Genomic DNA, 14,271 nt, shown 5'->3' on the forward strand with positions numbered 1-14,271 from the left:
CGAGGCGGTGGGTTGGGTGGCGACCGGGTTCGAGGCGTCGGGTCTGGGTGCGCGTCGGTTCGAGGCGGTGGGTTGGGTGGCGACTGGGTTCGAGGTGGCGGGTTCGACGCCGCCTGGCCCGATGCTGCCGGGCCGAGACTGCTCGGCCCGACGCTGCTGGGTTCGGGGCTGTCGAGCGGCATGGGCGGGCCGCCGATCGGGCTAATCGGCCGTTTTCCGCACCAACCCCCCTTAAATGGTGCGGGTGACCACGACCGACCGCCGGGCAGTGCTGCGCGCGGGCGCCGGGATCGTCGCCTCGGGGGTGCTGACCACCGGGTGCGCGACCGGTGCCGCCACCGACGGTGCCGCCGCTCCTTCCGCCGCCCTCCCCTCCCGTACCCAGGCAACCCGCGCGCCCGCCGCCGCCCCTGCCCAGCTCCTCCTTTACCCCGCCCAGATCTCCCACGGCCCCCGCGACCGCCCCCAGGTCGCCCTCACCTTCCACGGCGCCGGTGACCCCGCCACCGCCCACGCCCTGCTCGCCGCCGCCGAGAAACACGGCTCCCGGATCACCGTGTTCGCCGTCGGGACCTGGCTCGACGCCCATCCCGACCTCGCCCGCCGCGTCCTCGACGGCGGTCACGAACTCGGCAACCACACCCTGCGCCACCTCGGCATCAACGACATGTCGGAGGCGGACGCCGATGCCGAGATCAGGGGGTGCGCCGAGCGGCTGAAGAGGCTCACCGGGTCCATCGGCACCTGGTTCAGGCCCTCGCGCGCACCCCGCGCCTCCCCGCTCGTCGAACGGCTCGCCCGCCGGGCCGGCTACCCGCACGTGCTGTCGTACGACGTCGACCCCCTCGACTTCACCTCGCCGGGCGCCCCCGCCGTCGTACGCAACGTCATGGCCGGCGTCCGCGCCGGATCGATCGTGAGCCTGCACTTCGGATACGCGGACACCGTCGCCGCGCTCCCCGGCCTCCTCCACGAACTCGACCGTCGCGGCCTGCGCGCGGTGACCACCACGGAGTTGCTGACCTGATGCCCCCCAACGTGCCCGCCACCGCCACCGCCGTCGCCCGCGCCCTCGTCATGGGTGCCGCACTCACCCTCCTCGCCGGACTCGCCGGCTGCGGCACCGAGGCCCCGGCCCAGCCCCACCGGGCCCTCGGCACGGTCCGGCCCGCGAGGCCCGCCGTACCCGCCAAACCCCTCGTCCAGGGGCTGCCCGGGATGCCACCCGTCCTCGACCGCCGTGACGTCTACGCCGCCGACCGGCCGAACAGACTCTCCCCGGTCGTCCGGGACTTCCCGTCCCGCGTCTACGTGCCCAACACCGAGTCCGACACCGTCTCCGTCATCGACCCGAAGACGTACGAGGTCGTCGAGACGATCCACGTCGGGCGGCAGCCCCAACACGTCGTGCCCTCCTGGGACTTGAAGACCCTCTGGGTCAACAACAACCGCGGGCACACCCTCACGCCCATCGACCCGAGGACCGGGGAGGCGGGCGAACCGGTCGACGTCCACGACCCCTACAACCTCTACTTCACGCCCAACGGCAAATACGCCGTCGTCATGGCCTCCCTCGACCGCGAGCTGGTCTTCCGGGACCCGCACACGATGAGGATCGCCAAGACCGTGCCGGTCAGCTGCTACGGCGTCAACCACGCCGACTTCTCCCTGGACGGCCGGTACTTCATCGTGTCCTGCGAGTTCAGCGGCGAACTGCTGAAGGTCGACACCGAGAAGATGAAGGTCGTCGGAGAGCAGAAGCTGCCGTTCGAGGGCGCGATGCCGCAGGACGTCAAGATCTCGCCCGACGGCAAACGGTTCTACGTCGCCGACATGATGGCCGACGGCATGTGGATCCTGGACGGCGACAAGTTCACCCGGCCCCAGCTCCTGCCCACCGGCAAGGGCACCCACGGGCTGTACGTCAGCCGCGACTCCCGCGAGATGTACGTGTCCAACCGGGGCGAGGGCACCATCTCCGTCTTCGACTTCGACAAGGGCGAGGTCACGAAGAAGTGGCATCTGCCCGACGGCGGAAGCCCCGACATGGGCGGCGTCTCGGCCGACGGCAAAGTCCTCTGGCTGTCCGGCCGTTACAACGCCGAGGTCTACGCCATCGACACCCGGACCGGGAAGCAGCTCGCCCGCATCCACGTGGGCAGAGGTCCGCACGGTCTCGCCGTCTACCCGCAGCCCGGCCGCTATTCACTCGGCCACACGGGCATCTTCCGCTGATCCGGCATCAGTTGAACCATCGGTGGCGCGTCGGGTGACACGCCGCCGATCGAGTGATGATCCCCGACCCGCCGCCGCGGACCCGACAGGGTGCACCCATGATCACAACTCGCCTGCGGCGGCGGACCGCTGCCGTCACCCTCTCCCTGGCAGCCGTCTTCGCGACCTCGGCCGCCACCCTTCCGGTTGCCGCTCCGAAGACCGCCGCCAACCCCTTCACCAGGGCTGCCGCCCCGACCTGTCCCCAGTTCGACGACCCCATCAAGGCCGCCGTCGACCGCCGCGTCGACGTCGACCGCATCACGCCCGAGCCGGTCTGGCGCAAGACCTGCGGCACCCTGTACCGCAGCGACGGCCGCGGCCCCGAGATCGTCTTCGCGGAGGGCCTCAAGCCCAAGGACGTCATCAACGGCCAGTACGACATCGAGAAGTACGTCCTGGTCAACCAGCCCTCCCCGTACGTCTCCACGACGTACGACCACGACCTGTACAAGACCTGGTGGAAGTCGGGCTACAACTACTACATCGACGCCCCCGGCGGCGTGGACGTCAACAAGACCATCGGCGACACCCACAAATGGGCCGACCAGGTCGAGGTCGCCTTCCCCGGCGGTATCGAGCGGAAGTACATCATCGGCGTCTGCCCGGTGAACAAGACCACCAAGGTCGAGATCATGAGCGGCTGCGAGAGCAACCCGCACTTCGAGGCGTGGCACTGAGCTGGTCTTTGTTCCTGCACCGCGTCCCACCAGGGGCGTGGTGCAGGAGGCCTGGTGCGGGTGTGGCCGGGCGGAACCGGGTCAGTTGAACCGCTTCTCAGCGTTCGAGAGCCGCGGTGGCGATCTGCAGAAGCTGATCGTCGCCGGCCCGGGCGCCGTCCCAGAACGACCGAAGGCTGGTGATCTTTCCCCACGGGTCGAGCTCGATGGCGTTCACGCCGCGAGGCACCTGTCCGGTGGCGGTCCACTCGTAGCCGCCGCCGGCGACGCCGCCGACCACATGCCGCACAGCGGTGCCCGATCCCACGAACGGAAGCCGACTGCCGACGTTGCCGAGGAACGAGGCGATGCTGCGAGGCCCGACGACCTGGACATGGGAGACCAGATCCGTGAAGGACGCATCCGGCGCGAACAGCGACGCGGCACGTGCGGCATCGCCGACGCGCAGTGCCGTGGCCAGTTCGTCGACGACTCGCCTGAGGCGCGGTGCGGCGGTCTCGCCGACGGTGGATTCCCTGAAGTCCGGCGGGTACTGGTCGTCCGGCAGTTTCAAGGAGTCGAGGTTGGCGACCCCGACGTGCCGGCCGTCCCAGTAGTCGACCCAGCGCACGATCTTGCCGTGGTGGAAGTTGACGACGCCGATCATCCGAACCTCCGACGGGCCGAACAGCCCGGGGGTGTTGGTGGAGAAGACGACCGCGCTGGTGGTGTCACCGATGACCCGGGTCGGGTAGGACTTCGCCCCGTCCGGCCAGCCGGGCATGGCCTGGGCGAACAGATCGTGCAGGCTCTGCCAGGTGTAGAACGACCAGCCGAGGATGGCGTCGATGTAGGTGAACGGCGACTTCGCGAAGTGTGCCATCGTCGCGTCGACGTCGGCCGCACTCTTGGCCCGGAAGTACGAGCCGAACAGGCGCGCCACCTCGGGTGAGGCGTGTGAGGTGTCCACCACGGTCGGTACGCCCGGCACCTGCGTGGAGGTTTCGGCGTGCGCCCCGGTGGCGGGCAGGATCATCGACGTGGCTACGGCGGCGCCACCGGCGGCGGCGCCGGTCAGCAGCCTGCGCCGCGACGATTCGGCCCCCGACACATTGTTGATCATGTTGACTCCTCCTGAAGGACGCGATTGTCGTGTCCTTCAGGAGGCTCGCGACTGTGCCGGCGGGTAGCCAGAGGCCAGTTACCGTGGGGTTGGTGGCAACAGGATCAGACCGGTGTGCGCCGCTACGGTGACATGGTGAACACCCAGGAGTTCGGCCGGTTCCTGAGCAGCCGGCGCGCGCGGATCAGCCCGCTGGACATCGGCCTCACCGTCGGGGCTCGACGCCGGGTGCCGGGCCTGCGGCGCGATGAAGTCGCGCTGCAGGCGGGTATCTCGGTCGAGTACTACATCGAGTTGGAGCAGGGCCGTGCGACGAGTCCGTCGGCGCAGGTACTCGCCGCGTTGTCTCGCGCGCTGCGGCTGACCCGCGATGAGACGGAGTACCTGTACTCGTTGGCCGGGATCTCGTCCGTACCGAGCGCGGGGCCGACGGCGCACGTCGAACCCGCACTGCTCGACCTGCTGCGGCGGCTGCGCGAAACCCCGGCGCTGATCGCGACCGAACTCCACGAAGTGCTGGTGCGCAACGATCTGGCGACCGCGTTGCTGGGCCCGGCGCCGGCCCGTAGCGGGCCCGGCGCCAGCCTCGTCAGTCAGTGGTTTCAGGAACCCGAGCAGGCCAGGGCCCGTTTCCACCCCGACGATCAACCGGGGATTTCCGCCACCTTCGTAGCTGATCTGCGCGCCACCAGCGGGCGTTTCCCGGGCGATCGCCGCATTCACGATTTCGTCGACGGCCTGGTCGCGAGCAATGCGGAGTTCGCCGCTCTCTGGGCGGCATCGGAAGTCAAGGTCCGCCGTACCACCCATCACCGGATCATCCATCCGGCCCTCGGTTCGATCGACCTGGAGTGCACCAGCATGTTCAACGAAAGCGGTCGGCAGCGCCTGGTCTGGTACACGCCCCGGATCGGCGGCGAGGCGATCACCCAGTTCCAACTCCTCGCCACCGTGGGCACCCAGTTCTGATCGATGTGAAAGCCGGCCTAAGGCGCCAGCAGCAGCGCCTCCGCGCCCACCGGGCTGAACCCCGCCGCCTGGAACGCCCGTACGCTGCGGGCGTTCCCCGGGGCCAGCTGGGCCCAGACCGGTTCACCGTCGCTCAGGTGGCGTGCCGAGGACGCCAGTGCGCGGCCGAGGCCCCGGTGTCGTAGCGACTCCGTCACCTCGACCGCGGCCTCCAGGCGGCCGGCTACGCCGCGGCCGAGGATGAGTACCCCGCCGTCGGTCGCCCACACCCGGACGTCGTCGCGGTGCTTGTGCGCCCGGGCGATCCGGTGATGCTGCCCGGGGTCGTCGATCTCCGTCAGTGTCAGGGGCGGGTCCCCCTGGAGCGGGGTGGCGACCGCGAGGAGGTCGATCGTCTCGTTCGAGCGGCCCGTACGGTCCATGAGGGCGGTCAGGAAGCGCGGGTTCATCGGTGCGGAGAGCTCGTCGCTGTCGACGCCGGCCAGGGTCCGGCGTACCCAGTCCGGGTCCTCGTCGGTGAAGACGACCGCGTGCGCGGTGAAGGCGAGGACCCCGGCGTCGCGGTGGGCGGCCTGGGGCACGATGGTCGTACGGCCGTCGGGGGGCGGGAAGACGCCCCGCGCCACGGAGTCGAGGATGTCCTTGAGCGTTTCCCCCACAGTGCCCTCCCGGCCTCTTGAGTCTCCACCCACTGGAAGGCCCAGACTCGCGAACATGATCGACGACGGCACCGGATATCTCACCATCGGCGAGCTGGCCCGGACCACCGGACTGACCGTACGCACCATCCGTTACTGGTCGGACGAGGGGGCCCTGCCGCCCGTGACCCGGTCGTCCGGCGGCTACCGGCTGTACGACGCCGGCTCCGTGGCCCGCCTCGAACTGATCCGCACCCTGCGTGAACTGGGCCTCGGCCTCGACCACGTACGCGCGGTGCTGGCCGGGGAGACGACGGTCGCGGAGGTGGCCGCCGCGCATGTGGCGGCGCTGGACGCGCAGATCCGGACCCTGCTGGTGACCCGTGCGGTGCTGTCTTCCGTCGCGAGACGCGGTTCGACCGCGGAGGAGATGACGCTCATGCACAAGCTGGCGCGGCTGTCGGCCGCCGAACGCAAGCGGATCCTTGAGGAGTTCGTGGACGAGATGTTCCACGGCCTCGACACGGCGGACCCGGTGATCCGGGAGCGGATGCGGAACGCGGCCGCCGACCTGCCCGACGATCCGACACCCGAACAGGTCGACGCCTGGGTGGAGTTGGCCGAGCTGTTGGGGGACCCGGAGTTCAAGGCGCGGATGCGGGTGGTGGCGGAGTTCAACGCCGCCGACCGTGGTCACGACGCCGAGGACGGCGCGTCCCTGTGGTTCGCCCAGCGGATGATCAAGCTGGCGGTCGATGCCCGGGCGCGGGGCATCGCCCCCGGCGACCCGGAGGCCGAGGAGGTCCTGCGGGACCTGCTGGGCGACGCCGACCCCGCCGACGTACTCGCGCGTCTGGAGTCGCCGACGAACGAAACGGTCGCGCGCTACCGCGAGTTGCTGCTCGCGGTGAAGGGCGAGGAACCGCCCGCCGCGCACCGTGCGGAGTTCGCGTGGGTGGTCGCGGCGCTACGCGCGCATTTGGCCAGCTAATCTGACCCCGTCAGCAGTACGTACATGAAGGGGCGGGTCCCGGTGGCGGACATCGAGGAAGCACGCAAGCAGTTCGACCGTATCGACACGAACGGTGACGGGGTCATCACGGCCGCCGAGTTCAAGACCGCCCTGGCGCAGGCGGGCGACTGGAACGTCACCGAGTCCGTGGCCGAGGTCATCATCGCCTCCCGCGACCTCGACGGCGACAAGCTCCTGTCGTTCGACGAGTTCTGGACGTACCTGAACAAGTAGTGCGTAGCGGTACGAAGAGGTACGTGTGTGGGGCGCCCGCCTGGCATCGGCGGGCGCCTCTCACGTTTCCCCCAGTGCGCGGGCCACGAACGTGTCCAGGACGCCCGCACCGACCTCGACCTCGCGGGTACGGCCCTGCCAGTTGAGGACCGTGTGGGCGCGGGCCGCGGCGCGCAGGGCCCTGACCTCGGAGCGGCTGCCCCTGCCCTCGTGGACGGCCATCGCGCCGAGTGCGGCCCGGGCCCAGTCGCTCGCGCAGGCCAGCCACGGTGACGCCGCCGAGCGGAAGGCCGCCGGGACCGCGTCTCGAGCCCCGGCCAGCACCGTCAGCCGGGTGCGCAGGGCTTTCTCGGCGGTGGCGCCGCCTCGCCAGTACGCCGCCGTCAGTGCCGCCAGTCGCGGCGCCTGTACGGCGCTGACGCGGGAGGCGCGGTTGACGTCGGCGAAGGCGCGCAGGGCCGTGAGGGCGCGGGTGTCACCGTCGGCCAGGGCGGCGAGGCCCGCGTCGAGGGCGGCCTCGGGGCGGTACTTCCCGGGGTTCCAGGTGTAGGCCGCCAGGGAGAACAGGGCCGGGGCGGACGCGGAGGCCTGGTTCATCGGGTTGGCGGTGAGGCCGGCGACCACGCCCGGCAGCGTGCGGTCGCGGCCCTCGTAGGGGCCCAGCAGAAGGTGGCCCGGGGTGTAGTCGTTGACCGGGTAGTTGTCCCAGACCAGCACCGGGTGGGCGTAGGTGTTGCGGGCCTCGCGGGCCTGGGCGGTGCGCAGCGTGGGGGAGACGACCTGGGCGCCGGTCCACATCACGGTGACGGCCGGGTCGAGGCGGGCGGCGAGGGTCCGCCTGTACGCGCTGGGCCGGGCCCCCGTGTACTCCGTGGGCACGGTGATCAGCGGCGCCGCCCCCCGGTGCGTGCCGATGAACTCGCGCTGGATCCGGCCCAGGAGATCGGCCTGCGCGCGGGCGACGGCGGCCTTGCCGGTGCCGTACGCCGACTGGTCGCGGGCGCAGTTCCAGCGGCTGATGTCGATGTCGTCGAGGGGCACGGCGAACGCCCGCACCCCGATGTCCCACAGCTGCTGGAACTTGCCGGTGAGTGCGGCGGTGTCGCCGGGGGAGGAGTAGCAGACGGTGGGGCCGGGGGAGACGGCGTGGACGAAGGTGATGTGGTCGGCGGTGGCCCGCTGGACCAGGGTGCGTAACACGGTCAGCCGGGAGGCGGGGTACGGGTCGCGCCAGCGGGCACGCAGATAGGGGTCGTCCTTGGGTGTGTAGATGTACGTGTTCAGCTTCCAGCGGGCCGCGAAGTCCAGCTGCTCCAGGCGCTGTTCCTGGGTCCAGGGGGTTCCGTAGAAGCCCTCGACGATGCCCCGGATCGCGGTGGCGGGCCAGTCGCGGATGTGTACGGCGGGCAGTTCGGCTCGGGGTGCGGAGGAGCCGACGGGACGCACCAACTGGGCCAGTGTCTGGGCCGCGTGGAAGGCGCCGGCCGGGTCGGCGCCGACGAGCACGATGCGGGGGCGGCCCTTGTCGTCGGGTCCGATGGCGAGGACGTAGCCGGACGTTGGAAGGGTCTTCGGCTTCGGTGGCTCAAATCCGAGGGTTTCAAGGGTTGTTGACGCCTCGTCAGAGGTTTGGGCGGGCTCGGATGCGATGGTGATCAGCAGTTCGTTCCGCTGTGCGCGGTCGCCGTAGCGGACCTGGTGGACGCCGGCCTCGCGAAGGGTCCGGGCGACCGTGTCGAGGGTGGCGGCGTCGGTTCCGGAGTCGGCGTGCAGGGCGACCGTGGTGCCGATCCGTACCGTGCCCCGCCCGGGTTGCACGCTTCGCGGGGTGGGCCACAACGCCGGTACCCGGGGCGGGAGTTGGGCCGCGCTGTCGTCGCCCGGGGTCGGTGGGGCGGAGGTGGACGACCGGTTGTTCCCCGTGGTGTTCTCAGGGGCGGCCGGGTCCTGGGAGCCGTCGGTGAGGACGGCTCCCAGGAGCAGGCCGAGCAGGGCCAGTGCGGCGCCGAGCAACAGCGCCGGAGGCGTGGGCCATTGACGCACAGAGTCCCCCTCGGTGTCCCGACAGCTGTACCGACCGCTGTCTCGTCCGTCCGTGCCGACCCTCCCCCTACCCCGTCCGGGAGGTGGTTATGACGGATCGTCCGATACCGCCCGTTGGACACGAGAACCGGGCAAGCGCCCTCTTACCTGTTTGTGTGTCGTCATGTCGGAAAAGATGCCGATGTGTCAAATCAGCCACACTGTGCGCCAGTTGGCGTAGACACTGTTGATGAATGGCCCTTGCATGGAAGGGCCGGGACGCTCGCTGCCCCGGCCCGGAGCACAGGAGGACGGACATGGTGTCGCCGGACCCCGTCGGCTACTGGATCGTGCTGCTCGACATCGAGGACTTCAGCCTGCGCCCGGAGAACGCCCAGGACACCCTGCACGACGAGCTCTACAAGGTGGTCGGATTCGCACTCGGCAGAGCCGGCCTGGGCCTCGGTGACTGCCGGGTCCAGGACCGCGGTGACGGGATGCTGATCCTGGTCCCCGTGGGCACCAGCCCGGTCAGGCTGCTGCGGGAGCTCCAGCGCGGGCTGGACGACGCGCTGCTGGCGCACCGGGAGAAGTACCGGGAAGACCACGGGATGCGGCTGCGCGTCGGCCTCAATCAGGGGCTCGTCAGGCGGAAGGGCAAGCGCTGGACCGGCGACGCCATCAACGACCTGGCCCGGCTGGTCGACGCGGCCCCCGTCAAGCGGGTCCTCGCCGAGGCGCGGCGGGCCCGGCTCGTGGTGGTGGTCTCGGAGAACGTCCACAGCACGGTCGTGCTGGGCGGCTACCCGGGCATCGACCCGGCGGCCTATCTGCCCGCCGACTTCGTCACCAAGCACGGCGAACCGCGTCGGGGCTGGGTCACCGTCCCCGGCTACGCGGCGCCGCCAGGACTTCCCGCGAATCCGGGGGAGCCGCCCGGCCGGGCCACTGGGGGAGCTCCGGCCCCGGGCGGCGGAGCGGGAAGAGCCGGCGGCGGAACCGGCACGGGGAGCCCGGTTCCGCCGCCCACGCTCACCACACGGGACGTGACCGGCAGCCAGATCGCCATCGGCGACGGGGCCAGAGCCGTCGGCCGTGACGACGTCGCGGGCAACGTGTACTACATCAACTCGCCCGTGGACGAGCCGTGAGCACGCCCGGCGCCCCGCCACCCGGACCGGCGCCCGCCGCCGCCCCCGCGCCGGCGCCCACGCCGTCCCCCGCCGGTCCGACGCCCGCGGGTGCGCCCGGATCGCCGCCCGGCGGCACCCCGGGTGACGGCGGCGCACCTCCGGCGGGCGGTGACGGACAGGGCGGTACGCCGGGCGACGGCGGGGGCCAGCCGGGGGACCCGGGCGGAGGTGGCGACAACGTCGGCGCCGGATCGCGGGCCAGAGGAGCCACCAACCGCACCGGACAGGGCAGTCTGCGCGCCGGGACACTGCGCGAGGCGTGGACGCACATCGGCGGGGACCGGGTCCAGGGCGACAAGATCGTCGTCCAGGTGCGGGCCGGTGAGCGGGACGTCGTCATGCGGGCGCTGTCCGCGAGCACCGTCGAGACCGTCCGGCACGCCTTCCAGGCACCGCCCCGCTGGGACGACGTACTGGCCGACGCCTGGCAGCGGCGGTCGGTCGTGCTGCGGGGACCCGGCGGGGCGGGCAAGACCGCGGCCGGGGTACGGCTGCTGATCGCCGCCCAGGTGAAGACCTGGTACCTGCTGGACTCCGTCGCCGAACTGAGCCGGCTCACCGACCTCAAGCAACTCGGCAGCGGAGCAGGCCTGTTGCTGGACCGGCCGCCCGACCTCCACGAGTTGAGCGGCTCCCTCCTCCAGGGGCTGGAGGAGCTGCTGCGCCTCGCCGACGCCCGGCTCGTCCTGATCGCCGGACCCGAGGCCGAACTGGGGCGCGGGGCGGCCGAGTACGTACGGCGGATCGACCGCCCCGGCACCCTGAACACCGTACTGGAGGCTCATCTCGCGCATCTGCTCGGCGAGTTGGAGGCCGAGCGCGCACTCGCCGCCGCCGGTGTCGGAGACCTCGCCGCCGAACTCCTCGACGACCAGGCCGCCTGCCGGGACGCCGCCCGCCTCGCCGAGGTGCTGGCGCACGAGCACCGGGCCGGCGCCATCGACACCGACCATGTGCGCACCCGGATGGACCGGGCCGGCGGCGAGAGCCCCGAGGAGTGGTTCGAGGGGCTCGGCGACACCGTACTGCGCACCCAGGCCGTCGCCCTCGCCGTCCTCGGCGGACTGCCCCAGGAGGACGTGGCACTCGCCGCGACCCTGCTCCTGGAGTGGTTCCGCAGCGAACGCGGCATCCTCACACCCAGCGTCGACCAGGGCCCCGTACCGCTGCGCCACGACCCCTTCGCGCAGTCCCGGCGGCTGCTCGCCGAGAAGCTGCGCGCCCGGACCGTCGCCGCCGTCACCCGGGGCGCCCTCGGGCGGCTGCCGTGCACGGTCGCCGAGTACCGCGACCCCGCCTACCCGCCCCGGATCATCCGGCACGTCTGGTCCGAGTACCGCATCCAGCGTGAACTCATCGGCTGGCTCGCCGAGTTGGTCGACTCACCCACCCAGCAGGTACGCAGCTTCGCCGGCACCGCCCTCGGACTGATCGCCACCGAGGCCTTCGAGTACATCGCCAACCAGGTCTTCGCCGGCTGGGCCCTGGACGAGGACAACGGCTTGCAGCGCCGCGAGGCCATCGGGTACGCCCTCAAGGTCTGCGCCCGCGAGCCCGCCCTGCGCGGCGGCGTCCGGGCACTCGTCGACAGCTGGTACCTCAGCGACGTCTGGCAGTACCAGGCGGCCGCCGCCCGCGCCTACGGGCTGTGCCTGGGCGGCGCCGACCTCACCGCCGCCGTCGCCGCGCTCACCCGGCTCGGCACCGTCGACAACATCCAGGTCGCCATCGCGATCGGCGACAGCTTCGCCGACCTGCTGGAGGAGGACCTCGCCGCGCACGCCCTCGTCGTACTGCGCGCCGTGGCCGAGATGGCGCACACCGCCGAGAGCCGCGCCTGCGGACACCTCGTCTTCCTGATCCTCGCCGACACCCTTCTCTCCGAGGAACCCGCGACCCCCGGCATCGCCCCGCGCAGCTGCCCCACCCTGCTGCGGCTGGCCGCCAAGGACCCGCCGGGCGGTGGACTGCGGCGGCTGCTCGGCTACTTGTGGGCCGAGGTGATCGGCGGCGAACTCTTCGGCGAGGAGGCGGAGAGCGTGCTGCAGAAATGGGCCGCCCAGGCCGAGAACGATCCGCTCCTCCTGGACGACCTGGTCCGCATCCTCGTCGACGACGTCGCCGCCCGCAGCCCCCGCGCGGGCCGGCTCCTCGAACGCCAGGTCACGCACTGGAACGAACGCGACAACTTCCGTCCCCTGCCCCGCTCCGCGGCCGTCCTCGGCACCGCTCTACGACTGAGACCGCCCGCTCCGCCCGATCGGCCAGGAGGTGCCCGGTGACCCAGCCGGTGTCCAGATTCGTCAACCAGTCGCCGGTGCCGCGCTTCGCCGTCGGCCCCACCAAGGCGCGCGAACCCCACCTCGCCGTCGTCTACGCCACCGCCTCCGGCGAGGTGGTCTGCGTCGACGGCCGTCCGCTCACCCCCGGCCAGCAGGTCTTCTCCCGCTACCGCACGCGGTACGAGGTCGACATGCGCTCCCAGAGCCGCAGCGCGGTCCTTCGCAACAACCCCCTGGTCTCCCAGGACGGCGTCCACGCATTCGAGGTCACCCTCTCCTTCACCTTCCGCGTCGACGGCTGGACGGGCGCCGAGGACTTCGTACGGGCGGGCCTCACCGACCCGCTGCCCGTCGTCCACGGGCACCTGATCAGCCTGTTCCACGGCGCCGGCCAACGGTTCTCCATCGAGGACTCCTTCGGCCTCCAGCGCCATCTGAACCAACTGTGCGCCGCCCCCGCCCGGCTGCCCCAGGGGCTCGTCGTGGACGGCTGCCAGGCCTCCGTACGTCCCGACGCCAAGGCGCTGGCCTTCCTGGAGTCGCTGATCGCCGCCGGCTGGGAGGAACGCCAGGGCGCCGCCGCACACGTGCCCGCCGTCGGCGGCGCCCACCGGGGCGGCCAGCTCGACGCCATCAAACAGGGCTACGAGATCGAGTCCACACAACGGCAGGCCGACTCCTTCGCCGGCATGCTCACCAACAGCGAGGGCCTGATCCGGCACTACCTGGTCACCCACCCGGGCGACGCCGCCGGCGCCTTCGAGATGAGCCGCCAGCTGGAGTCGGCCCGGATGGCCACCGCCGAACTCCAGAACCAGCGTGCGCTGGGCCTGTTCCAGGTGATGGCCGAGAAGGGGCTGATCGTCGCCGGCGACCTCGACCTGCTGCGCCAACAGCTCACCGGCCAGGTCGGCATGGCCACCGGCGGCCACGTCCCCCTCTCGGCCACCGCCCCGCCCGCCCTCCCGGGCGCCCGCCCGTGGGACGCCCCGGACGCGGCCCCGGCCCAGCTCGGGGCGGGGGCCCCGCCGCAGGCGCCGGCACCCGCGCCCGCACACCAGCAGGGGGCGCCGGGACAGCCGCAGGGGATGCCCGGACAGCCTCAGGGCATGCCCGGACACCCGCAGGTGTACGAGCCCACGCTGGTGGTGCCGGTCCAGCCGAACACGGCCCCCGCCCCCGCCGCCTTCTCCGGCGCCGCGCTCATCTACCTCGTCCTCGACGAGTCCCTCGACCGGGGCTCCATCGACGAACTCAACCGGGGCCTCGCCTCCCTGCACTCCGCGCTCTCCGGCGCCCCTGGCGTCTCCGCCGCGCTGCGGCTGTGCGTGCTGGGCATGGCCGCCGCCACCGAGCTGCGGCTGCCCCTCGACACGGTGCTGCCCAGCACCCGCACCCCGATCCTCACCGGGCGCCCCGGACTGTCGTACACCCACGCCTTCCGTACGCTCCAGGCGCTGCTGCGGCAGGACGTCGCCCTGGTGAAGACGCAGCGTACGCAGGTGCTGCGGCCGATCGTCTTCTTCCTCACCGGCGGTGTCCCCGACGAGGGCGCCGGCTGGCGGGCCGCGTACGCCGAACTCGTCGACCAGGGCGGCACATCGGTCGCCCCGCACCTGATCGCCCTCGGCCTGGGCGGCGCCGAGGCCTCGACCGTACGGACGCTGGCCACCCGTCCCGAGTTCGGCTTCATGGCGGCCCCGCACCAGGACGCGGCCTCGGCCGCCCACAGCGTCGCCGCCTTCCTGCGGGACACGATCGTCGGTTACGGGCAGCGACTCGGCGCGGGTGACCCGCAGTTCGCCCTGGCGGCACCGGACGGGTTCCGGGCGGCGGAGGACGCGCTGTGACGGCGGCGGCGAGAA

Annotated in this window: 12 protein-coding genes; 9 read left to right on the top strand and 3 right to left on the bottom strand. The window is 71.8% G+C overall.

Going from position 1 to position 14,271, the window contains the following annotated elements; all coding sequences use genetic code 11:
• Positions 1 to 235: 235 nt before the first annotated feature.
• The 3 genes from OG241_RS39135 to OG241_RS39145 all read left to right on the top strand — a co-directional run bounded on the left by OG241_RS39135 (position 236) and on the right by OG241_RS39145 (position 2,954).
• Complete coding sequence (locus OG241_RS39135) at positions 236 to 1,027, top strand: polysaccharide deacetylase family protein (RefSeq protein ID WP_405822374.1); 792 nt, start codon at positions 236 to 238, stop codon at positions 1,025 to 1,027.
• Positions 1,027 to 2,235, top strand: coding sequence for a hypothetical protein (locus tag OG241_RS39140; RefSeq protein WP_405822376.1), 1,209 nt, complete (start codon positions 1,027 to 1,029; stop codon positions 2,233 to 2,235). The genes OG241_RS39135 and OG241_RS39140 overlap by 1 nt, the downstream gene beginning before the upstream one ends.
• Before the next feature lie 98 nt (positions 2,236 to 2,333).
• Positions 2,334 to 2,954, top strand: coding sequence for an ADP-ribosyltransferase (locus OG241_RS39145; protein ID WP_405822377.1), 621 nt, complete (start codon positions 2,334 to 2,336; stop codon positions 2,952 to 2,954).
• A gap of 97 nt (positions 2,955 to 3,051) precedes the next feature.
• Here OG241_RS39145 and OG241_RS39150 read toward each other — a convergent pair whose 3' ends face one another.
• Entirely contained in the window at positions 3,052 to 4,056 is a 1,005-nt protein-coding gene (locus OG241_RS39150; protein ID WP_405822378.1) for a hypothetical protein, read from the bottom strand.
• A 132-nt stretch (positions 4,057 to 4,188) separates the two neighbouring features.
• Between OG241_RS39150 and OG241_RS39155 the strand changes: the two genes are divergently transcribed.
• Positions 4,189 to 5,025 carry a helix-turn-helix domain-containing protein gene (locus OG241_RS39155; RefSeq protein ID WP_405822380.1) on the top strand — a complete coding sequence of 279 codons (837 nt, stop codon included), beginning with the start codon at positions 4,189 to 4,191 and terminating at the stop codon, positions 5,023 to 5,025.
• A 17-nt stretch (positions 5,026 to 5,042) separates the two neighbouring features.
• On the opposite strand, the gene OG241_RS39160 is transcribed toward OG241_RS39155, so the two are convergent.
• Positions 5,043 to 5,684: a GNAT family N-acetyltransferase gene (locus tag OG241_RS39160; protein ID WP_405822382.1), complete on the bottom strand. Its 642-nt coding sequence runs from the start codon at positions 5,682 to 5,684 to the stop codon at positions 5,043 to 5,045.
• A gap of 55 nt (positions 5,685 to 5,739) precedes the next feature.
• Between OG241_RS39160 and OG241_RS39165 the strand changes: the two genes are divergently transcribed.
• Together OG241_RS39165 and OG241_RS39170 are read left to right on the top strand one after the other, a co-directional pair.
• Complete coding sequence (locus tag OG241_RS39165; RefSeq protein WP_405822384.1) at positions 5,740 to 6,654, top strand: MerR family transcriptional regulator; 915 nt, start codon at positions 5,740 to 5,742, stop codon at positions 6,652 to 6,654.
• A gap of 42 nt (positions 6,655 to 6,696) precedes the next feature.
• Positions 6,697 to 6,909 carry an EF-hand domain-containing protein gene (locus OG241_RS39170; RefSeq protein WP_405822385.1) on the top strand — a complete coding sequence of 71 codons (213 nt, stop codon included), beginning with the start codon at positions 6,697 to 6,699 and terminating at the stop codon, positions 6,907 to 6,909.
• A gap of 60 nt (positions 6,910 to 6,969) precedes the next feature.
• On the opposite strand, the gene OG241_RS39175 is transcribed toward OG241_RS39170, so the two are convergent.
• A complete protein-coding gene (locus OG241_RS39175) occupies positions 6,970 to 8,952 on the bottom strand; it encodes a beta-N-acetylglucosaminidase domain-containing protein (RefSeq protein ID WP_405822387.1) in 1,983 nt (660 codons plus the stop codon).
• Positions 8,953 to 9,248: 296 nt separating this feature from the next.
• On the opposite strand from OG241_RS39175, the gene OG241_RS39180 reads away from it, so the two are divergent.
• Genes OG241_RS39180 through OG241_RS39190 form a run of 3 tightly spaced genes read left to right on the top strand, consistent with a single transcriptional unit; the run spans position 9,249 to position 14,256 of the window.
• On the top strand, positions 9,249 to 10,082 hold the full coding sequence (locus OG241_RS39180) for a hypothetical protein (protein WP_405822388.1): 834 nt from the start codon (positions 9,249 to 9,251) through the stop codon (positions 10,080 to 10,082).
• On the top strand, positions 10,079 to 12,406 hold the full coding sequence (locus tag OG241_RS39185; protein WP_405822389.1) for a hypothetical protein: 2,328 nt from the start codon (positions 10,079 to 10,081) through the stop codon (positions 12,404 to 12,406). Before OG241_RS39180 ends, OG241_RS39185 begins: the two co-directional genes overlap by 4 nt.
• Positions 12,403 to 14,256, top strand: a complete 1,854-nt coding sequence (locus OG241_RS39190) for a vWA domain-containing protein (RefSeq protein ID WP_405822391.1) — start codon at positions 12,403 to 12,405, stop codon at positions 14,254 to 14,256. Before OG241_RS39185 ends, OG241_RS39190 begins: the two co-directional genes overlap by 4 nt.
• Positions 14,257 to 14,271: the final 15 nt, after the last annotated feature.

It is taken from the genome of Streptomyces sp. NBC_01390 (assembly GCF_045040105.1).
Classification (GTDB): domain Bacteria; phylum Actinomycetota; class Actinomycetes; order Streptomycetales; family Streptomycetaceae; genus Streptomyces.

Coding starts and splice junctions, on each gene's coding strand:
- OG241_RS39165 (WP_405822384.1), top strand. CDS start 5,740: ATGATCGACGACGGCACCGGATATCTCACCATCGGCGAGCTGGCCCGG.
- OG241_RS39180 (WP_405822388.1), top strand. CDS start 9,249: ATGGTGTCGCCGGACCCCGTCGGCTACTGGATCGTGCTGCTCGACATC.
- OG241_RS39135 (WP_405822374.1), top strand. CDS start 236: ATGGTGCGGGTGACCACGACCGACCGCCGGGCAGTGCTGCGCGCGGGC.
- OG241_RS39150 (WP_405822378.1), bottom strand. CDS start 4,056: ATGATCAACAATGTGTCGGGGGCCGAATCGTCGCGGCGCAGGCTGCTG.
- OG241_RS39155 (WP_405822380.1), top strand. CDS start 4,189: ATGGTGAACACCCAGGAGTTCGGCCGGTTCCTGAGCAGCCGGCGCGCG.
- OG241_RS39145 (WP_405822377.1), top strand. CDS start 2,334: ATGATCACAACTCGCCTGCGGCGGCGGACCGCTGCCGTCACCCTCTCC.
- OG241_RS39140 (WP_405822376.1), top strand. CDS start 1,027: ATGCCCCCCAACGTGCCCGCCACCGCCACCGCCGTCGCCCGCGCCCTC.